General features: G+C 46.0%; 18 protein-coding genes. 12 read left to right on the top strand and 6 right to left on the bottom strand.

Annotated features, from left to right (window positions below; all coding sequences use genetic code 11):
- The first annotated feature begins 56 nt into the window (after positions 1–56).
- On the top strand, positions 57–809 hold the full coding sequence (locus SK066_RS16865) for an esterase family protein (RefSeq protein WP_320542332.1): 753 nt from the start codon (positions 57–59) through the stop codon (positions 807–809).
- A gap of 435 nt (positions 810–1,244) precedes the next feature.
- Here the strand turns inward: SK066_RS16865 and SK066_RS16860 are convergent, their stop codons facing one another.
- From SK066_RS16860 to SK066_RS16845, 4 genes are all read right to left on the bottom strand, one after another.
- Positions 1,245–2,213, bottom strand: coding sequence for a type I phosphomannose isomerase catalytic subunit (locus tag SK066_RS16860; RefSeq protein WP_320542331.1), 969 nt, complete (start codon positions 2,211–2,213; stop codon positions 1,245–1,247).
- Positions 2,214–2,322: 109 nt separating this feature from the next.
- Complete coding sequence (locus tag SK066_RS16855) at positions 2,323–2,712, bottom strand: VOC family protein (RefSeq protein WP_320542330.1); 390 nt, start codon at positions 2,710–2,712, stop codon at positions 2,323–2,325.
- A gap of 140 nt (positions 2,713–2,852) precedes the next feature.
- Entirely contained in the window at positions 2,853–3,458 is a 606-nt protein-coding gene (locus SK066_RS16850) for a tRNA 5-(aminomethyl)-2-thiouridylate-methyltransferase MnmM (RefSeq protein WP_320542329.1), read from the bottom strand.
- Position 3,459: 1 nt separating this feature from the next.
- A complete protein-coding gene (locus SK066_RS16845) occupies positions 3,460–4,416 on the bottom strand; it encodes a tRNA modification radical SAM protein MnmL/YtqA (protein WP_320542328.1) in 957 nt (318 codons plus the stop codon).
- A gap of 443 nt (positions 4,417–4,859) precedes the next feature.
- On the opposite strand from SK066_RS16845, the gene trmB reads away from it, so the two are divergent.
- Positions 4,860–5,567, top strand: coding sequence for a tRNA (guanosine(46)-N7)-methyltransferase TrmB (gene trmB, locus SK066_RS16840; RefSeq protein ID WP_250342761.1), 708 nt, complete (start codon positions 4,860–4,862; stop codon positions 5,565–5,567).
- Positions 5,568–5,637: 70 nt separating this feature from the next.
- On the opposite strand, the gene SK066_RS16835 is transcribed toward trmB, so the two are convergent.
- Complete coding sequence (locus SK066_RS16835; RefSeq protein ID WP_407673691.1) at positions 5,638–6,768, bottom strand: MGDG synthase family glycosyltransferase; 1,131 nt, start codon at positions 6,766–6,768, stop codon at positions 5,638–5,640.
- Positions 6,769–6,882: 114 nt separating this feature from the next.
- Positions 6,883–7,410 (bottom strand): phosphatase PAP2 family protein, encoded by a 528-nt coding sequence (locus SK066_RS16830; RefSeq protein WP_188773814.1) that lies wholly within the window; start codon positions 7,408–7,410, stop codon positions 6,883–6,885.
- Positions 7,411–8,315: 905 nt separating this feature from the next.
- Here SK066_RS16830 and SK066_RS16825 point away from each other — a divergent pair.
- The 10 genes from SK066_RS16825 to ilvN all read left to right on the top strand — a co-directional run bounded on the left by SK066_RS16825 (position 8,316) and on the right by ilvN (position 20,277).
- Complete coding sequence (locus SK066_RS16825; RefSeq protein WP_250343028.1) at positions 8,316–9,563, top strand: glycosyltransferase family 2 protein; 1,248 nt, start codon at positions 8,316–8,318, stop codon at positions 9,561–9,563.
- A gap of 522 nt (positions 9,564–10,085) precedes the next feature.
- Positions 10,086–10,583 carry a translation initiation factor IF-3 gene (gene infC / locus SK066_RS16820; protein ID WP_188773815.1) on the top strand — a complete coding sequence of 166 codons (498 nt, stop codon included), beginning with the start codon at positions 10,086–10,088 and terminating at the stop codon, positions 10,581–10,583.
- A 13-nt stretch (positions 10,584–10,596) separates the two neighbouring features.
- A complete protein-coding gene (gene rpmI / locus SK066_RS16815; protein WP_188773816.1) occupies positions 10,597–10,797 on the top strand; it encodes a 50S ribosomal protein L35 in 201 nt (66 codons plus the stop codon).
- 26 nt (positions 10,798–10,823) lie between these two features.
- Positions 10,824–11,183, top strand: coding sequence for a 50S ribosomal protein L20 (rplT, locus tag SK066_RS16810; RefSeq protein WP_188773817.1), 360 nt, complete (start codon positions 10,824–10,826; stop codon positions 11,181–11,183).
- 601 nt (positions 11,184–11,784) lie between these two features.
- Positions 11,785–12,825: a BMP family lipoprotein gene (locus tag SK066_RS16805; protein WP_320542327.1), complete on the top strand. Its 1,041-nt coding sequence runs from the start codon at positions 11,785–11,787 to the stop codon at positions 12,823–12,825.
- Between the two features lie 295 nt (positions 12,826–13,120).
- On the top strand, positions 13,121–14,659 hold the full coding sequence (locus tag SK066_RS16800; RefSeq protein WP_320542326.1) for an ABC transporter ATP-binding protein: 1,539 nt from the start codon (positions 13,121–13,123) through the stop codon (positions 14,657–14,659).
- Entirely contained in the window at positions 14,652–15,731 is a 1,080-nt protein-coding gene (locus SK066_RS16795) for an ABC transporter permease (protein WP_250342758.1), read from the top strand. Before SK066_RS16800 ends, SK066_RS16795 begins: the two co-directional genes overlap by 8 nt.
- Positions 15,731–16,693 carry an ABC transporter permease gene (locus SK066_RS16790; protein ID WP_188773822.1) on the top strand — a complete coding sequence of 321 codons (963 nt, stop codon included), beginning with the start codon at positions 15,731–15,733 and terminating at the stop codon, positions 16,691–16,693. Before SK066_RS16795 ends, SK066_RS16790 begins: the two co-directional genes overlap by 1 nt.
- 1,344 nt (positions 16,694–18,037) lie before the next feature.
- Positions 18,038–19,786: a biosynthetic-type acetolactate synthase large subunit gene (gene ilvB, locus SK066_RS16785; RefSeq protein WP_188773823.1), complete on the top strand. Its 1,749-nt coding sequence runs from the start codon at positions 18,038–18,040 to the stop codon at positions 19,784–19,786.
- Entirely contained in the window at positions 19,783–20,277 is a 495-nt protein-coding gene (ilvN, locus tag SK066_RS16780) for an acetolactate synthase small subunit (RefSeq protein WP_188773824.1), read from the top strand. Before ilvB ends, ilvN begins: the two co-directional genes overlap by 4 nt.
- Positions 20,278–20,604 lie beyond the last annotated feature (327 nt).

The following is a 20,604-nucleotide window of genomic DNA, read 5'->3' as shown; positions in this document are numbered from 1 at the left end:
GTGGTTAGGGCAACAGGGGTCACCTATAGACAAGCAGAAGGGCGGAAGGCGCGAATATGGTAAGTGTACAATACCGCAAAGAATACAGTCCGGCACTTGGTCGTGACATGGAATACAAAATTTATGGTGATCGCGGCAAGCCTATGCTCGTCTTTCCCACATCGCTGGGGAGATTTTACCAGTACGAGGATTCAGGCATGATCGACGAGCTAGCCGATTGGATTCATGCCGGCAAATTGCAAGTCTGGACATGCGATAGCATCGATGAGGAAACCTTCTTCTCCTCACACTGGAATATCGAGGATCGGATCAATCGACATGAGCAATATAATGCGTATATCGTCCATGAGTTGATTCCAAGCATTTTGTATGAGAGTCAGCACAACAATGGCGGTCATGAGCAAAAAATTCTAATCAGCGGCTGCTCCATGGGCGCTTATTATAGTAGCAACTTCTTCTTCCGCCACCCACACTATTTCGATACCTTACTCGCACTAAGTGGCGTCTATTCCGTGCAACACTTTTTCGGCGATTATCGCGATGGCGCCGTATATTATAACTCACCGCTCGATTATCTTCCGAACTTGCACGACGAATTGATAGTTGAGCAATACCGACGTAGCCGAATCGTCATCTGCTGCGGACAGGGCGCATGGGAGGACGAAATGCGCTACGAAACCGGACGCTTGCAGCAAGTGCTACAGGAAAAGCACATCCCAGCTCAAATCGAATTCTGGGGCCACGATGTCGACCACGAATGGCACTGGTGGCGCAAGCAGATTCGCTATTATATGAGCGGACTGCTGTAAATGTAAAAGCAACATGATTACAATTTGCCATTCATAAAATAAGTGAAAGAATAGCCTGCATGATGTGTTTAGCACATCATGCAGGCTATTTTTAAGCTGTCGTACGAACGACAATTATTTATCTGCTGCACCTCTGAAGGGCGAAGAATCTGCGAATATACACTAATCATATGATGCAATCAGCACGGAACGTAGGAAAGGAAGTAAGGGGAAAGGGCGACTTCCAGTGTTAGCGACTTCCTAACACGGGGTTCAATGAAAAAGTGATTTTTGCGAAGCAAAATATCTTACTGCTGTGGAGGGGGGAATCTACAACAGATTCTTAATCCGTAGATTCTCGCGGCTCCACCCGAGCCCGTCCCCTTATTCCTTTCCGGAGTGATTGCTGAATCCAACATTCAGTAGTGTACATATCCAGATCATTCACCCTACTAACTAAGGCAAATACGAACGAATTACCGTACAATTCCCATCCAGCGTATATCCCCCAAGATTAGCAGGCAGCAAGAAGCACTGACCACCTTTAAGCGGTGTGCTATCTCCATCCCAGGAGAGAGTGCCTTCCCCATCTGCAACGACCAGAATTGTAAAGCTGTCCGGTGTGGTAGACAATTCCCATGCCTGCTGAACAACGCCCTTTTCCACAACAAAATAAGGCGAACGAGCCAGCTCCAGCCATTGACCAGCTGCCAATCCGTCAGTCTTCATTGTCGTTGCGCCAGCGCCTTCATAGGCGATCACATTTAGCGAATCCTCGATATGCAGCTCACGCGGCTTGCCATCCAGTCCTGGACGATTATAATCATACAGACGATAGGTCGTATCGGAGTTTTGTTGAATTTCGGCAACCAGTACACCTGCACAGAGAGCATGTACTGTTCCCGCTGGAATATAGAATGTATCGCCAGCTTGTACGGGCACTTCCTGCAGCTCGTCCATAATGCGGTTCTCATGAATCGCTGCTGCCAGCGTTTCGCGTGTCACGCCTTCCTTCAGACCATAGATGATTTTGGCACCGGGCTTCGCGTCTAGCACGTACCACATTTCTGTCTTACCAAGCTCGCCCTGAGGTAGACCGGAATAGGAATCTGTCGGGTGTACCTGTACCGACAGATCATCATTGCAATCCAGTAGCTTGATCAGCAGAGGGAACCGTCCATTCGTCTCGGATACCCCTTTTGTACCGAACCAGTCACGTCCGAATTTCTCACGTAGCTGATCCAAACCCATGCCGTCCAGCTCGCCACCGATGACAGCTGTCGTACCATTCGGGTGGTCAGCGATCATCCAGCCTTCGCCGATCACACCTTCGGGAATGTCCCAGCCGAATTGCTCCAATGCACGTCCACCCCAGACGCGCTCTTTAAATTCAGGTTGAAATTGTAAAGGGTATGGCTTTGTCATGATATTCTCTCCTCACATACATATACGTATTTGTGTACCGCAGTATGTATAGCGGTTCTATCCATCAGAAGCTTACGCTCTGATTCAATAGCGCATGCCTGTATCCATATTAGCGTGTCGATTGGAAGAATTCCAGGCGCTCTCCGTCTGGCCCATCGAAAAAGAAATAACGGCTTCCATTGGGCAGCGTCGTAATCTCTGCATCCAGACCCTTCGGTTCTAAACCGCGAATACGCGCAAATTCTTCCTCGACATCATCCACGGAAAAAGCCACATGATGCACCCGACCTTCCTGTGGAAGCTGATCGGAATAGCCTTGAACCAGCTCAATCTCTGTGTCCGAATGTCCCGGAAAAGCAAGGAAGGCAAGGCGAATCTGGGCATCAATATGACCGATGGTCTCCAGATGCTGCAAACCGACAACCTGCTCATAAAATGCGATCGATTGTTCAATCGATGAAACCATAATACCGACATGCTCGATTTTACGTACTGCCATAATGGTTGCACTCCTTTTACGATAATAAATGCCAATCATGCTACAGCTAGGCGTGCAGCATTTAAATTATAAGCGCAGTTCCGGCAAATTGCATCCGTGCCGAAGTCCCTAACTAAGTCGCTACTTGCTGGCATATTCCATTAATCCTGAGCCGGAATTTGTCCTTTTTTGCGTTCGATCGCGATCAAATACGGAGCATCCGCACGTTGCAACTGCCGATAGATGATGCACTGCGCCTGCCATACAGGCAGAGAAGTAGCCCACTGCTGGACAAGCTCCGCTTCCTCAGCACCGCCAGGATGCCCTGGATATAGCACAATCGTCAAAATACCACGGGGAGACAGTAGCTCCAGCGCGATATCCAGTGCAGGCAAGGTAGAATGGGGTGTAGTAATAATCGAATGATCACCTGTAGGCAAATAGCCTAGATTGAACATAATCGCTTGTAGCTGACCGTGCAGCTTCTTAGGAATATGTTCCTTCATACGATCATGGCTAGCTAACACGGGTGTTACTGTAGCAAGCGACTCATCCCCATGTCGACTCAAGCGCTCCATCGTATGATCGAGTGCTGCCTGCTGGATATCGAAGCTATAAATATGCCCTTTAGGCCCTGCGGCACGGGCAAGCATCAGCGTATCTGCTCCTGTGCCTGCCGTCGCATCAATAGCCGAAGCGCCTGATACAGATTCCAGACGCTCAGCCGCAAGCTTATGGGCAAAGCTTAATACGGACATAAATCCCATCTTACTTGCCCCTCCAGTATTTGCCCTGCCAGCTATCCCGGCGCGTCAGCTCCGCATCAATCCCGGTTAACACTTCCCATTTATTCAAGCTCCACATCGGTCCGATCAGCAGATGACGCGGCGCATCACCGGTAAGTCGGTGGACGATCATTTCGGGTGGTAGCATTTCCAGCGTATCGGCGATCAGACCGATATATTCATCCTGCTCTAAGAAACGCAGCAGACCCGCTTCATATTGCTTCACCATCGGCGTTTTACGCATCAGATGCAGCAGATGAATCTTAATGCCCTGTACATCCATGTTAGCAACAGCACGCCCGGTTTCCAGCATCATCTCGTGCGTTTCCTGCGGCAAACCGTAAATAATATGCGTACATACTCGAATACCGCGTGCACGCAGCTTGGCAACCGCTTCTTCGTAGCATTGCGTATCATGTGCGCGATTGATGAGCGTTGAGGTGGATTCGTGAATCGTTTGCAGTCCCATTTCCACCCATAGATAGGTGCGCTCGTTTAGTTCAGCCAGATAATCCACCACATCATCAGGCAGACAATCCGGTCGAGTTGCGATCGATAGACCGACCACGCCGGGCTGCTTCAAGATCAGCTCGTAGCACTCACGCAGCTCCTCAACCGGAGCGTACGTATTCGTATAGGCTTGAAAATAACCGATATACTGCGCCTGTGGCCATTTACGGTGCTGCCGATCACGAATCGTCTCAAATTGCGTAACCAGATCATCCCGTCGCCAGCCAGCGAAATCGCCTGATCCGCGTGCACTGCAAAATGTACAGCCGCCAGTAGCAATTTTGCCATCGCGGTTCGGACAGGTGAAGCCAGCATCCAGCATGACCTTGAATACCTTGCCGCCAAATTGCTCTTTCATCTCTGTATTCCAGGTGTGAAACCGTTTATCGCTCCATAGTAGGGGCTGTTGATTAGGATGTATCGCTTCCATAAGAACTCCTTTGAGTTAAAAATTTGAGTGAATGATCACTATCGTTGCATATAGAGGATTGTAACAAAAATGCACAACCATTGAAAATGATATCCATCGCTGATTCAATAGGTTACTGGCGGGGTACATATATAGTGCTGACTAAAAACGGCGGCTTCATGGTTTATTCATAAGATTCTAATTTGCATTTATACGCAAAAATCGATAGACTATGATTGCCTAAATATCGTTGGACCCCAATTCCAAATATAGAAAAAAGGATTTTCCGCATTCATTTTCGGGTGCTGAGAGTCCTTTTTTCCTTTTTAGTCTTTACATTTCACGGTTTCTTCGTCAAAATAATTCCGTACAAGACAAGCGATAGAGCATATTACTGGGTGAGCCTGCAACCGGAAGGGAATAACACCGGAAGCACGAACTTATTTGAAAATCGGAGGAAGAAGATGCGTTTAAGAGGAAGAAAAGGGATTCGCGAGGATCTGGAGCAGCAGCAAGATCTGGTCGTATTGAGTCCTGAAATGTATAAAGGTAAATGGCGTGAGCGTTTTAACAATGATTATCCGATCCATGTGGAATTCGGAATGGGGAAAGGACGCTTTGTTAGTCAGATGAGCGTACGTAATCCGGAAGTAAACTATATTGGCTTTGACATGTATGATGAGCTGGTTCGCCGTTCGGCGGAGAAGACGCGCATTGCATGGGAAGAAGCAGGTATGGGAACACCAACAAGCATTCAGCTGGCACTGGCGAATATCGAGAATATCGAAGATATTTTTGAGCCAGGCGAGATTGAGCGTGTATATTTGAATTTTAGTGATCCATGGCCGAAAAAGAAGCATGGACGTCGTCGTTTAACACATCCACGTTTTCTTGAAAAATATTGCCGTTTGCTGAATGATCGCGGTCAGATTCATTTTAAGACCGATTCAGAAACCCTGTTCGAATTCTCGTTGAACTCATTTGCAGATTACGGCTTGCAAATGACGAATCTGAGCCTGAATCTGCATCGTGATGGCATCAATGAAGATCATGTGATGACCGAGTACGAAGCGAAGTTTATGGGTAAGGGGATGCGTATTCACCGCTGCGAGGTAATCGTAGGTAAGGACGCGCTCGCTGAGTATAACAAGGTTCGACTGGATCAGTACTAAGTTAATTCAGATACAGAGTGCATAGCTTTGCAAAGTAAATAACAATAAACAAAGCAAGGTCTTAACCAATTTAGGTTAAGACCTTGCTTTGTTCTACCATATCCATAATGCTACGAGCGCATTCGGTTGGATTATAACGGTCGATTTGTTCTAGCTTGAGCTGGCGCTGCGTCACAACCGCCTCATAATCATGAATTAGCAGATTCATCCACTGATGCACGATACCGGGTGATGTGATCGGCTCACCCCAGCCTTGCTCGGTAAAATATTGCGAATTATGTTCTTCCTGACCAGGTAGCGGATTGTAAAATAACATCGGTATCGCCTTGGCGAGACCTTCCGTACAGGTCATGCCTCCTGGCTTGGTCACAAGCAGATCGGCAACCTCCATCAGCTTGTCGATTTCTTTTGTGTAGCGAATCAAATGAATATGTTCATGATTGAAACGCCTATCCTGTCTTGCACGCTCATATGCTTTTTCATTACTGCCAAAGCAGAACAGAAACTGTACATCATCCGCATAGCCGGTTAACTGGCTGCTGATCGATTCATCTGCCATGCCCCAGCCGCCACCCATCACAAGCACGGTAGGCATATCCTTAAGCCCAAAGCGGCTACGAATCTCCGCTTTACTCGGGTGTTCCCAGAAGTTAGGGTGGACAGGAATGCCAGTCACATGAATGCGCGAGCTATCAATCCCGCGAAGCTGTAATTTGGAGCGAACGCCATTCGTCGAGACGAGATAGCGATTCACTTCTGGAATGACCCATGTTCCATGTGCATCGTAATCCGTAATGACCATACATAGAGGAACACGCAATCCAAGGCGCTTTAATCGGGCGATAACGGCACCTGGAATCGGATGCGTACATACAATCACATCCGGTCGGAGTTGACGAATAACGTTATGTGTATGGGTATAAAAGATACGATGAAGCGCAAGTGTAGCCAGACGATTGATCGACTTCTTATACTGGCTTTTGTACATCATCTGTATCAATTTGGGCTGCGATATAACCGTTTTTTTATAAGCGGTGATAATGAGCGGCGCTACTTTGGGATTAAGGAAACTGCCAAGCTCCAGCACACGTGTCTGGATATTTGGCGAGATTTTACGTAAGCTGCTCGATAGCGCATACGCAGCCTGTGTATGACCTGAACCAAAACCTTCCGACAGAAGCAGCACTCTGTATTTTGTCACGTTCATTTCACCTTTTCTGAAAGGTATTCTCTACATTGTTGATCATAGCAAGTCATGTCGTCTAGTGTCTGTAATATACCTGTAACATATTACTGTAATGTTACAATAACCCCTTTAAGGCCATAATGCAAATGTACCGAATGCAACGCCTGAACCGATCAGCATACCAACCAGAACATCAGAAGGATAATGCAGTCCAAGATACATTCTGGATATAGCTACCAGTAATGCGATAGGTAGCAGCCATGGAATGGTCGCGGTGTTCGCTAACATAAACGGAACCGTAACCGAGAAGATCGCTGTCGTATGACCTGATGGAAACGAATGGTCAGTCAACGGATTGCGAAAAGTAATCGTTTCTGGAATCGCCAGATATGGACGTATACGCGGATACAGCTTTTTCGCGATGGCTACAGGGATGTGGCTAATTGCGAGCGCAATCGCTGCTTGTAGTCCCGCCAGACTCCATGGCTGTGGTGCCAGTAGCCAGATCGCCAGTGTTGCAATAATCGTGAAGGTGGCTCCGCCCAAATTCGTTAGGTAGTAGAAGAAGAAGTTCAGAAATGAATTATGAAGCCGGGTGTTGAACCATCTAAAAATATATTGCTCCATAGTTTGTAAGCGGATAAGAAACTGACGCATGAGAGACCCCCGTATATATTGCCGTATTTGGCTTAAATTAATCATATTTTTATTCTTTAACCATTTCAAGCATTATAACGTTAAGTAGCGGTTAAATTACCTCTATCCTTCTGTTAAGCAGGTTCATTTTGAAATGGAATGAGCGATATACCACTTTCTTATTCTAAACTTACCCTTTAACCGGAACAGTCATTCATTTTTATGCAGAAGTGCTCTTCTAATCTGTGTCACGTTCTTTGTAAAAAGTAGCAGTCTGAATAGATTACCGCATAAGGGAGGTATGGAGCAACGAAGGTAGCCAAATAGCAAATGCCTGCTTCATGTTCACCAATTAGATTGATTCAACCGAAATTAAAACGTTTATAGGAATGGCAGACAAGCTAAGCGGAAATTACAACCGCTAGGTACCCGTCTTCATTTTCCTTCCTAACACACATAACATACAGTTGATTCCCAAATACACAACAATCGAACCAAAAGACGATGTAAATATGAGACTAAAGATTTAGAAACCGAGCAAAACAGCGATAAATGGCGAGAAACAGATATTCAATCATATTCTGCAACATTCCTGTAATATATTACGTCTATATTACAGAGTTTTCACGAAAGAATGAAAAATACCGCTTTGACAAAAGTTTCAAAAGTGTGCAAAATCTTAATGTCCGCATCAATATGTATGATCATTTCAGGAATTTGCAAAATTTGCGGAAGGAACATTCATCCTTCATAATGAAACACGCACACGCTGTAACACAACTGAAATATGAAAATGAAACGGCAGTCTAATTAAGCATACTGCTATCTGACACATTGACTCAAGTGAAAAAAGAATGCTTTATCATTATTCATTTGTTTTTAAGAGGGTTTACCACTGAAGGGGGTCACACAAACTCATGGGCAATATATTGGACACCATTTTTATTGTATTGCAGATTATACTCGCATTCGTTGCGGTATATCAGTTCGGTTTTTCATTATTCGGTATTTTAAAGCGCAAGCGCAGACCTGACCATGCGCCGCAAAAGTCATTTGCGATTCTGGTCGCTGCACACAATGAGGAGCAGGTTATCGGCGCCTTGATGGAAAACTTGAAACGGATGGATTATCCGAGAGAGCTATACGACGTGTTCGTTATCTGTGATAACTGTACAGATAGCACAGCTGATATCGTTAGAAGTCATGGCATGAACGCATGCGTACGTACCAACCCGAACCAACGCGGTAAAGGTTATGCGATTGAATGGATGCTGCGCGAGCTGTGGAGTATGGAGCGTCAATACGATGGGATCGTAATGTTCGACGCAGACAATCTGGCTGCACCGAACTTCCTGCAAGAAATGAACAACGACATGTGTGAAGGCGCACGCGTTATTCAAGGCTACATTGATACAAAGAACCCTGAAGATTCCTGGATTACTGCGGCATACGGTGTATCGTACTGGTACATCAACCGTCTGTGGCAGCTGTCTCGCCACAACCTGAACATGGCGAACTTCCTTGGCGGTACAGGCATGTGTTTCGAAAATGAACTACTGAAAGAAATCGGCTGGGGAGCAACAAGTCTGGTAGAAGACCTGGAGTTCACTATGCGTTGTGCCGAAAAAGGCATTTACCCAAAATTCAGCTATGATGCCAAAGTATTTGATGAGAAGCCACTGACATTCAAAGCTTCTTCCCGTCAACGTCTGCGCTGGATGCAAGGTCACTTTACCGTTGCTCGTCGTTATTTCTTCCCACTGTTGTGGCAAAGTATCAAGCAATTCAACATCATCAAGTTTGACCTTGCGCTGTATAGCGTCAACGTATACATCGTTCTGGTCACCTTCCTGATGACGGCTGGCGTATGGATCGACACCGCTATTCTGGGTGGTCCACACATCTCGTCCATCTACAACTACCTGCCGTTGTGGGTAGCGTATGTAGCAATTGCTGCGAACGTTGTAACGTTCATCCTGGCTATGGTGCTGGAAAAGGTCAAATCGTGGAAAGTATACCTGTATCTATTACTGTTCCCAATCTACGGTCTGTCCTGGTGGCCGATTACGTTCTACGCGTTCTTCACACAGAACAACAAACAATGGAGCCACACGCAGCATACACGCGTGGTGCGCATTGAGGACGTACATGGTAGCAAGCAAAGCACACTGTAATTTAACTGAAGTGGTCTGATCGCCTTTCTAAAGAAAGATGATCGACCAGCTCATATACAAGTGAAAAAGGCGTAGCGCTCTCAAGATTGAGCGTTACGCCTTTTTTTATGGAAAATGACCAGTAACGCTTTATCATCCTATACGGTAGGGTGCGATAGTGAGCCATATGCGGGTAGATAACTGCTAAAATAAAGACATCAAATTAAAGCAGTCTAAGTACTTTTAAAAATATAGAGTTGGTTATAAAATAAATAGAATAAAGCTGTTGACACTCGATGGTAGCCATGATATACTAATCAAGTGTTTTTGGAACAACTAAACGAATGAATAAGTAGAAGCCTGTCTTCTCACCTGACCAATAGCTGTTGGCTGGTTCATTGATCTTTACTTTGATGACAATTCGATTGTCATGAATAGATGTAGATGATCAAGGGATGCGGGTGATGAGGCCTGCATCCCTTTTTATTTTGTAATACCGCTGTCTATCACAACGTGGAGGTGGAAGTTATTAGTAAGGAACATATGATCAACGATGAGATCCGGGTAAAGGAAGTGCGCCTGGTAGGTCCTGAAGGTGAGCAAATCGGAATTAAGCCAACTCGCGAAGCGATGCAAATGGCGATCGATCTGAATTTGGATCTCGTTAACGTAGCGCCACAAGCGAAGCCGCCTGTATGTCGTATTATGGACTACGGCAAATTCCGTTACGAGCAGCAGAAGAAAGAAAAAGAAGCGCGTAAAAATCAGAAGATTGTTGAACTGAAAGAAATGCGTTTCCATGCGAATACGGAGGAGCACGATTATCAAACTAAACTCCGTAATGTAGTGAAGTTTCTTAACAATGGCGACAAGGTGAAATGCTCGGTCCGCTTCCGCGGTCGCGAGATTGCACATGCAAATATTGGTCAAAGAGTCTTGGAACGCGTAAGAGATGAAGTTGCAGATATCTGTACTGTTGAGCGCCAGCCTAAACTGGAAGGCCGCAGCATGATTATGATCTTGGCGCCGAAAAATAACTAAGGGGGATATTCAAATGCCTAAAATGAAAACTCATAGCAGTTTGAAAGGTCGCTTTAAAATCACAGGAACAGGTAAAGTTAAACGCCACAAAGCGTTCAAAAACCACCTGCTTTCCCACAAATCCAAACGTCAAAAACGCGTACTTGGTACTAGCCCAATGATGGCTGCTGGTGACGTAAGACGCTTGAAACAAGGTCTGGCTAATCTTAAATAATTTAATTTTCCGGGAGGGTTTATAATATGGCACGAGTAAAAGGCGGATTCGTCACACGTCGTAAACATAAGAAATATCTGAAACTTGCAAAAGGTTACTTCGGTTCTAAACACCGTATTTTCAAAACTGCAAAAGAACAGGTTAACAAATCCCTGGTCTACGCATACCGTGACCGTCGTCAAACAAAACGTAACTTCCGCAGACTGTGGATCGTACGTATCAATGCAGCAGCTCGTCTGAACGGTCTGTCTTACAACAAACTGATGCACGGCCTGAAACTGGCTGGTGTTAACATCAACCGTAAAATGCTGGCTGACCTGGCAGTGAACGATGTAACAGCGTTCAACTCCCTGGCATCCGTTGCAAAAGAAAAAATCAACGCTTAAGTTCCAGCGTGATCAAGAGAGTCTCTGTATATGCAGGGACTCTTTTTTTGAGAATAAGCAGAAGTTCATGGAATAACATGAGCTTTTTTGCTAAATGAAATCAAAGTGAATGACGATATTGTATGTTGTAGTGAGCAGGGCTAAGCCTGTTAAGTAAAAGGAGAGAGCTGCTCTGTCGTTATCCGATGCTATTATAATAGGAAGCGATTCGTTAGAGAGCCATTGTACGGATTATGGGTAAGGCGATAACGTTGTAGCATGAGATTATGTAGCAAGTTATGAACCAAACCTCACATCCACTATAACGATTTAGTGCGTTAAATGGTAAAAAACGAACTATTTCAGTAGGTTATCTAACATACATATTACATATATTAGTAAATTCAAACAAAATGAAGCGCTTTCTTCGTTTATCGGATAAATTAATTGACCAATTGTTATTAAAATAGTAGATTTTCCTACCACATGATTGTATAATCGGTTCAGTGACTATTGAATCTGCTCATAAGACGAACTTTTACGTGTTGATTTGGGTAAAATGTTCGGTTTTTACAGAAAGAAGCAGATGTATAGTTGATACTTTTAAGGGGGAACAACATACATGAAGAAGGTCTATTCACTTTCGCTGATCATGGTGCTCGCACTGTCCGTCTTTTTGGCAGCATGCGGTAACAAAAGCGAATCCACAAACAATGCAGGTAGCGGAACATCGGGAAGTGGCGGTTCCAGCGACGTAAAAATCGGTATGGTTACTGACGTAGGCGGCGTGAATGACAAATCCTTTAACCAATCTGCATGGGAAGCACTGCAACAAGTGCAAAAAGACGGCGGAGCTAGTGTAAAGTATCTTCAAAGTAAATCCGATCAGGATTATATTCCTAACCTGAATCAATTCGTTAAGGATAACTATTCCTTGACTTGGGGTATCGGCTTCAACCTTGCAAACGCAATTGACACTGTTGCTAAGCAAAACCCGGATGCAAAGCTGGCAATCATCGATAGTGTTGTTGATCAGCCAAACGTAAAATCCGTAACATTCTCTGAAAACGAAGGTTCCTTCCTTGTTGGCGTAATCGCCGGTAAAATGACAAAAACAAACAAAATCGGTTTCGTAGGCGGCGAGAAAAGCCCACTGATCCAACGCTTCGAAGCTGGCTTCAAAGCAGGTATCCAGGCTGTTAATCCTAACGCTCAGCTGATGGTTAACTACACTGGTGCATTCGACAAGCCAGACGTTGGTAAATCCGCAGCAGCTACACTGTACAACGACGGCGTAGATATTATCTTCCACGCAGCTGGTGCAACAGGTACAGGCGTATTTAACGAAGCAACTGCTCGTGTTAACGCTGGACAACAAGTATGGGTAATCGGTGTCGACAAAGACCAATCTCTTGAATTTGGCGATAAAGTCACTCTGACTTCCATGATCAAGCGTGTAGACACTGCTGTTGAAAAAGTATCCAAAGAAGTAATCGATGGTACTTTCAAAGGCGGTACAGAAACACTGGGTCTGAAGGATGATGGTGTAGGCGTTGCTGAGACTTCTAGCAAAAACGTGCCTGCTGATGTACTGAAGCTGGTTGATGAGTACAAAGAAAAAATCATCAAAGGCGAAGTTAAAGTACCAGATACCGTTCAATAATATAGCTTCACTCAAGTTGCTTTAAAATAGTAGACTCCAACACAAGGCTGGTTCATGACTAGCCTTGTTGTTACGTCTACAGGTTGAATTGTTGATAACTCGTACATCGTCAAACTCGTCAAAATGGATAGTATGAAGTGGACAGATAAAGATTAGCTTCATCGAAAAAGCTAGTCGAAATGCCGAAAAGTATTGCTATACTGGTGGTTGCAGGACTTCCATATGTAATAGTCAGATACCATACAGTGCGAAGTCTTACCAAAGGGATAATCAATTTGCTTATAAGGGTGATTTAATGAATACAGCAACCCCTGTTGTAGAGCTAAAACAAATAACAAAACGTTTCCCTGGAATCGTAGCTAACGATTCGATCAGCTTTAAGCTGTTCAAGGGTGAAATTCATGCCCTGCTGGGTGAGAACGGTGCCGGCAAGTCGACGCTTATGAATGTGGTCTTTGGACTGTATCAGCCTGAAGAAGGTGTAATTGAAGTCAATGGCAAGCCTGTAATGATTGATGGGCCGAACAAAGCGATTGAGCTTGGCATCGGGATGGTTCACCAGCATTTTAAGCTGGTTCAGCCATTTACTGTTACCGAGAATATTATTCTGGGCTCTGAACCGCAAAAGGGTGCCCGAATCAACTATAAAAAAGCGACGGAAGAAATTCGCAAGCTGTCTGAGCAATACGGACTGCGTGTTGATCCGAATGCGAAAATCCACGACATTTCTGTCGGTATGCAGCAACGGGTCGAGATTCTCAAAACGCTGTATCGTGGCGCTAATATTCTGATCTTTGATGAGCCGACTGCGGTGCTAACACCACAGGAGATTTCCGAGCTGATGGAAATTATGCAGCGTCTGATCAAAGAGGGTAAGTCGATCATTTTGATTACGCATAAGCTCAAGGAGATTATGCAGATCGCTGACACGGTAACGATTATTCGTCGTGGTAAAGTTATCGACACACTGAAAAAGTCCGAAACCTCGCCGCAGGAACTGGCTGAGAAAATGGTCGGTCGTAACGTTAGCTTTAAGGTGGATAAGATCCCTGCTAACCCGGGCGAAGTAGTTATGGAAATGAAGGATATCGTTTCTAAAAATAAAGATGGAATGTCGGTGCTGAATCACCTCAGTTTACAGGTGAAGGCGGGCGAGATTCTCGGTATTGCTGGTGTCGATGGTAACGGACAGAGCGAGCTGATCGAAGCGCTTACGGGTCTGCGTCATGTAGATGGTGGAGAGATTACGCTTCATGGTAAGCCAATCACGAATCTGACACCGCGTAAAATTACCGAATCGGGTGTTGCTCATATTCCGGAAGACCGTCATAAGCACGGTCTGGTGCTGGACTTCTCCGTTAGTGAAAATATGGTGCTGGAGACGTACTACAAGCAGCCCTACAACAAAAATGGCTTCCTCCAGCATGATGAGATCGATAAAAAGGCACAGCGCCTTGTAGAAGGCTTTGACGTGCGTACGCCAAGCATTCATACGATGGCACGCTCACTGTCCGGTGGTAATCAGCAGAAGGCGATCATCGCGCGTGAGATCGACAAAAATCCAGAGCTGCTCGTAGCGGCACAGCCAACACGCGGTCTGGACGTAGGTGCGATTGAGTTTGTACAAAAGCAATTGATTGCACAGCGTGATCAGGGTAAAGCAGTTCTGCTCATTTCGTTTGAGCTGGATGAGATTTTGAACGTATCCGACCGGATTGTTGTTATTTATGAAGGTCAAATTGTAGGTGAAGTGCTGCCGGAACAAACCAATGATCAGGAATTGGGCTTAATGATGGCGGGAAGCACCGTAAAGAGAGGTGCAACGCATGAATAAAGTATTAAAGCTGTTTACACGAGATTCGGTTACGCTACCCGTTGTAGCGATCATTCTCGGTCTGGTGCTAGGAGCACTCGTTATGCTGATCGGTGGTTATGATCCGATCGATGCTTACAGCGCGCTGATTGAGCGCGTCTATGGCAATACGTATGACTTTGGTGAAGCGATTCGTGAGATGACACCGCTGATCATGACAGGTCTTGCGTTTGCATTTGCAGCGCGTACAGGTCTGTTTAACATCGGTGGGGAAGGTCAGTATCTGATCGGTATGACTGCGGCTTCGATCGTAGGTATCCATCTGCATGGCTTGCCTGCGTTCATTCACGCACCACTGGCGATTATTGCGGGTGCTGTATTTGGCGGTCTGTGGGCGGCGCTTGCCGGCTTCCTGAAAGCAACACGTGGTGTAAACGAAGTTATTTCCTGTATCATGCTCAACTGGATCGGTCTTTACCTGTCCAATCTGATCATTAATACATTTGCACTCCAGTCTGGCGATACACGTTCGGTTGATATTCAGCCGTCTGCATCTATCGCAATTAGCTGGCTGTCCGAAATGATGGGCAATGCGCGTGTACACTGGGGTACGCTGATCGCGCTATTGGCTGCTGTATTCTTCTACATTTTCATGTGGAAAACAAAGCAAGGCTTTGAGCTGCGTTCGGTTGGTTTTAACCAGGATGCTTCCAAATATGCGGGTATGAACGTTAACCGCAATATCGTAAAAGCAATGTTCATCAGTGGTGCATTTGCTGGTCTGGGTGGCGCATTTACCGTTCTCGGTGTGTTTGGTTACCAGTCTGTTATGGCAAGCTCGCCAGGAACTGGCTTTGACGGTATCGCGGTGGCGCTGATCGGTATGAATAATCCGTTCGGTGTTGTATTAGGAGCGATTCTGTTCGGTACGCTCACTTACGGTTCTGCAGGTATGAGCTTTAGCGCTGATGTGCCGCCTGAGATTGTGCGTATCGTTATTGGTGCAATTATATTCTTTATCGCCGCACAGGGTATTGTGCGCTGGTTGCTTAAACCGTTTTATGCCAAGCGCAAGAAAGAGAAGGTGTCATAATGGACGTATTAACAATTATTGGTCAGCTTCTTAATACGACGTTGGTGTTTGCGACAGCACTCATCTTCACTTCTCTCGGCGGTATTTTCTCAGAAAAATCCGGTGTAACCAACCTTGGTTTGGAAGGCTTGATGGTGTTCGGCGCATTTGCAGCTGGTGTATTTGGTCATTACGCACAGGCAGCAGGTCTGGACGGCTTTGCCGCTGCTTCGATCGGTCTGTGTGCAGCGATTGTGCTCGGTATTATCGTATCGCTTATTCACGCAGTCGCTTCGATCACATTCAAAGCGGATCAGGTTATTAGCGGTATCGTGATCAACTTCCTCGCAGCAGGTAGTACGCTGTATATGGTGAAGCTGCTGTTCGATGGCGCTGGTGAAACGGAATTGATCTCCGGCTACAGCCGTATGCCAATTCCAGGCTTGAGCAAAATCCCATTACTGGGTGATGCGCTGTTCAATGCTTATCCAACGACATACCTAGCGATTATTCTCGTATTCGTTTCATATTTTGTACTGTACAAAACACCGTTCGGTCTGCGTCTGCGCTCCGTCGGTGAGCATCCAAGTGCTGCGGATACCGTAGGTATCAAGGTTAATCGTATGCGCTATGTGGGCGTTATGATCAGTGGTGCACTGGCTGCTGTCGGTGGCGCAACGATCACACTGACCACAACAGGCACATTTGCACACAATACGATTTCCGGTCAAGGTTACATCGCGATCGCTGCAATGATCTTCGGTAAATGGAACCCAATCGGCGCATTCGGCGCGGCTGTCTTCTTTGGTCTGGCACAAGCCGTACGTAACTACGTACAGCTCTTCGCCTGGACGCAGAGCATCCCACCCGAAATCATCTACATGCTGCCATACCTGCTCACCATCATCGTCCTGGTAGCCGCTGTCGGACGCTCCAGCGCCCCATCAGCACTCGGCCAACCTTACGATCCGAGCAAACGGTAGATTCATTCAAAACGTTCTACCCCCATGCTCGGTGCAATACACGATGGTTATGGCATGTAAGAGTAAGAGTGAATTCAAAAGTAGCTTATATGTAAACGCAAAGTCGGTACTTCTTCGGAAGTACCGACTTTTTTTATAGCTATAATGATCAACATCAAGAAAAGGGTGATTTTAAATTTGAAAGAAGGTAGTCGAGAATAAATAATTTTAAATAAATTGAATTAACATTTTTCATAGGATATAGATGGCGGTCATTTTGTAGATTGTAGATTGTAGATTGTAGATTGTAGCAATACGCACAGAACGGAGGGAAGGAAATAAGGGGAAAGGACTCCTTATAGTGTTAGCGATTTCCTAACACGGGGTTCAATGAAAAGTGATTTTTGCGAAAGCAAAATATCTTACTGCTTCCGAGGGGCGGGAATCTTCATTCTTTCCCCATTCCAAAAGATTCCCGCGGCTCCACCCGAGTCCGTCCCCTTATTCCTTCCCGGAGTGGTTGCCGCCCAATGTGCCATTCTCCAACTTTCCAACTCAGCATCCAGTTTACCCAATCCACCCAATCATCTCGATACTCCGTAAACCTTCTCACCAACTAAACCATATGTCCCATTCAACAAAATAACATTCCATCACACCCTATCATTTGTGCATAAAGGACAAAACCAAATCACCTGTCCTCCAGTGGATATGCACATTTTTCTTATAAATATAAAGCTATACTCACAAAGATCACGCTTACACTACATATTTGCTGTATAAATGTCTTCATCCCATTTACGCGAATTGTCCAAAAGTGCAAAAAAAATTAGTGTTGACTCTGTTTCAAATGAATCATATAATGTTTCTAAATCAGCGGCTGACAACAAGTTGAAATGTTGCGGTCGATATTGTGAATATCCATGATCGGCTATGAAGAGGACGAAGTTTTAAGGGCTATTTTGTCCAGAGAGTGAAGCGCACTGCTGAAAGCTTCATCAAAACCCCTTTTATACGAGCTCACCTCGGAGCTGTTTTCCTGAAAGGCACGGGTTCATCCGTGATTATTAGGGAAAATCGTACTGTCTACGTTACAGACAATAGGTAAGGCACACTTGTCTTACTTGATGAGGCATACGAGCTGTGAGGCTGTATGCGAATCTGGGTGGTACCACGGAAGATATAACCTTTCGTCCCTCGAACAGAGTTTTTCTGTTTGGGGTGGCGAAAGGTTTTTTTGATTTTATTAGCCTGAGCCAGCAATCTTCAGCAGAGAACTGAGCAAGCAACCTGCTGTAGGATGCGTCGGCCTGTCATACGAATTTTGTGTAAGATTGATGTGAATTTTTGGGAGGAGGAAAAGATATGAGCGCGCAAATACCGAATGTGCAATCAACTGATCAATTACGTGAGAAATGGATGAAGCCAGAAGTCATTACAGGTTCTGAAATGCTTCTCCGCAGCTTGCTGCTGGAAGGTGTAGAATGCGTCTTTGGTTATCCGGGCGGAGCGGTACTGTACATTTACGATGCGATGCACGGATTTGACGACTTCAAACATTTGCTGACTCGTCACGAGCAAGGCGCGATTCACGCAGCTGATGGCTATGCACGTGCAAGCGGCAAGGTTGGCGTATGTATCGCGACTTCTGGTCCGGGAGCGACGAATCTGGTTACAGGAATCGCAACTGCCTATATGGATTCGGTACCACTTGTGGTAATCACAGGTAACGTAGCAACAACGCTGATCGGTACAGATGCTTTCCAGGAAGCAGACATTACAGGGATCACGATGCCAATCACGAAGCACAGCTATCTGGTACGGGATGTAGAGGATCTGCCACGTGTGATTCATGAGGCATTCCACATCGCCAATACAGGTCGTAAAGGTCCGGTACTGATCGACATTCCGAAGGATGTATCGGCAGCGAAATCACTGTTCAAGCCGCATACGGAGCCAGTCGTGATGAGAGGCTATAATCCACGTGTCGTAGCGAACAAGCTACAGCTGGATAAGCTGCATCAGGCGATTGTTGAAGCCGAGCGTCCGTTGATTCTGGCAGGTGGCGGTGTTGTTTACTCCGGTGGACATGAGGAACTGCTGAAGTTCGTAACGGCTACAGGGATTCCAATTACAACTACCTTGCTCGGTCTGGGCGGCTTCCCAAGCGGTAACGATCTGTGGATCGGTATGCCGGGTATGCACGGAACGTATGCAGCGAACCAGGCGATTCAGCAGTCAGACTTGCTGATCAGCATCGGTGCACGCTTCGATGACCGTGTAACAGGTAAGCTTGATGGATTTGCGCCTCATGCTCGAATCGCTCATATCGATATCGATCCAGCCGAAATTGGCAAAAACGTGAAAACAGACATCCCAATCGTTGGCGATGTAAAAACAGTACTGGAGCAGCTGAACAGCGATGCAGCTTACAGTGCTAAAGCAGATGCTTGGCGTCAAAAAATCGCTGAGTGGAAGCGCGATAAGCCTTTCCGTTATGACGACTCGGATGAAGTGCTCAAGCCACAATGGGTTGTAGAAATGCTGAACGATACAACTCGCGGTGAAGCGATCGTAACGACAGATGTAGGTCAGCACCAGATGTGGGCAGCACAGTATTATCGCTTTAACAAACCGCGTTCCTGGGTAACCTCCGGTGGACTGGGTACGATGGGCTTCGGCTTCCCATCCGCAATCGGTGCGCAGATGGCGAATCCAGATCGTCTCGTTATTTCCATTAACGGTGATGGCGGTATGCAGATGTGTGCACAGGAACTGGCAATCTGCGCGATCAACAATATTCCGGTGAAGATCGTAATCCTGAATAACCAGGTACTCGGTATGGTACGTCAGTGGCAGGAATTGATCTATGAGAATCGTTACAGCCATATCGATCTGTCGGGTAGCCCGGACTTTGTAAAATTGGCTGAAGCGTATGGAGTAAAGGGCTTGCGTGCAACGAATAAAGAAGAAGCGCAGGCAGCATGGAAGGAAGCGATGGATACACCGGGACCTGTCGTGGTCGAGTTCATCGTCAACAAGCACGAAAATGTGTATCCGATGGTTCCGCAGGGAGCTACCATTGATCAAATGTTAATGGGGGATAAGGAATGATATCGACAACATACAAACACACCATCGCCGTATTAGTTAACGACCAGCCAGGCGTGCTGCAACGGGTCTCCGGCCTGTTCGGCCGCCGTGGCTTCAATATCGAAAGTATTACTGTCGGTCAATCCGAAGAAGCCGGCCTGTCCCGTATGGTTATCGTGACTACAGGCAACGAAAACACGCTGGAGCAGATCGAAAAGCAATTGTACAAAATTATCGATGTGATCAAGGTTATCGACCTGAGCTCCCGTCCGATGGTAGCTCGCGAGCTGGCACTGATCAAAGTGAAAGCAGAGCCATCCGAGCGTCCAGAAATTATGGGTGTCATTGAAACCTTCCGCGCAGCGGTAGTCGATATCGGCCCGAATAGCCTGATGGTACAGGTTGTCGGCGATACGGAAAAGATTGATGCAATGATCGAGCTGCTCAAGCCTTACGGCATCCGCGAGCTGTCCCGTACAGGGGCAACCGCTATGATTCGTGGTAATGTGTAAGCTGATTAATCGCAATCATGTTCACAGGCGAGGCTGGAATAGCCCGTTTAGTTAAAAACCTGATTCGTGACTCGCTTTTGTAAGCAATATTGCATGAGTAAAAACTGCCCCGCTTGAAAAGACGGGGATTTGAGAGGAAATCAGAAGGCTACAGATAAATGAAAGCTATAGATAAATATAGTATATATTTGTTCTGATTTGTACGGGATCGAGCTGCATGCTTATAATGACAATAGGCCGGTATGGCGATTACGAGCAGTCTGACTTCCTTTGAAATACCCGCTCTTTTCAGGAGGGTTAAAACAACCATCGGCAGTGCCGGTACAA

The organism is Paenibacillus hunanensis (assembly GCF_034055775.1).
Classification (GTDB): Bacteria; Bacillota; Bacilli; order Paenibacillales; family Paenibacillaceae; genus Saccharibacillus; species Saccharibacillus hunanensis.
The sequence above is the reverse complement of the archived record's forward strand: the minus strand, read 5'-3'. Positions and strand labels throughout refer to the sequence as shown.

Bases quoted from the DNA above. Each gene is read 5' to 3' on its own strand.
- SK066_RS16790 (WP_188773822.1), top strand. From the start codon at position 15,731: ATGGACGTATTAACAATTATTGGTCAGCTTCTTAATACGACGTTGGTG.
- trmB (WP_250342761.1), top strand. From the start codon at position 4,860: ATGCGTTTAAGAGGAAGAAAAGGGATTCGCGAGGATCTGGAGCAGCAG.
- SK066_RS16850 (WP_320542329.1), bottom strand. From the start codon at position 3,458: ATGGGATTTATGTCCGTATTAAGCTTTGCCCATAAGCTTGCGGCTGAG.
- SK066_RS16800 (WP_320542326.1), top strand. From the start codon at position 13,121: ATGAATACAGCAACCCCTGTTGTAGAGCTAAAACAAATAACAAAACGT.
- SK066_RS16805 (WP_320542327.1), top strand. From the start codon at position 11,785: ATGAAGAAGGTCTATTCACTTTCGCTGATCATGGTGCTCGCACTGTCC.
- SK066_RS16795 (WP_250342758.1), top strand. From the start codon at position 14,652: ATGAATAAAGTATTAAAGCTGTTTACACGAGATTCGGTTACGCTACCC.
- SK066_RS16860 (WP_320542331.1), bottom strand. From the start codon at position 2,213: ATGACAAAGCCATACCCTTTACAATTTCAACCTGAATTTAAAGAGCGC.
- SK066_RS16865 (WP_320542332.1), top strand. From the start codon at position 57: ATGGTAAGTGTACAATACCGCAAAGAATACAGTCCGGCACTTGGTCGT.
- rplT (WP_188773817.1), top strand. From the start codon at position 10,824: ATGGCACGAGTAAAAGGCGGATTCGTCACACGTCGTAAACATAAGAAA.
- SK066_RS16855 (WP_320542330.1), bottom strand. From the start codon at position 2,712: ATGGCAGTACGTAAAATCGAGCATGTCGGTATTATGGTTTCATCGATT.
- infC (WP_188773815.1), top strand. From the start codon at position 10,086: ATGATCAACGATGAGATCCGGGTAAAGGAAGTGCGCCTGGTAGGTCCT.
- ilvN (WP_188773824.1), top strand. From the start codon at position 19,783: ATGATATCGACAACATACAAACACACCATCGCCGTATTAGTTAACGAC.
- SK066_RS16845 (WP_320542328.1), bottom strand. From the start codon at position 4,416: ATGGAAGCGATACATCCTAATCAACAGCCCCTACTATGGAGCGATAAA.
- ilvB (WP_188773823.1), top strand. From the start codon at position 18,038: ATGAGCGCGCAAATACCGAATGTGCAATCAACTGATCAATTACGTGAG.
- SK066_RS16830 (WP_188773814.1), bottom strand. From the start codon at position 7,410: ATGCGTCAGTTTCTTATCCGCTTACAAACTATGGAGCAATATATTTTT.
- rpmI (WP_188773816.1), top strand. From the start codon at position 10,597: ATGCCTAAAATGAAAACTCATAGCAGTTTGAAAGGTCGCTTTAAAATC.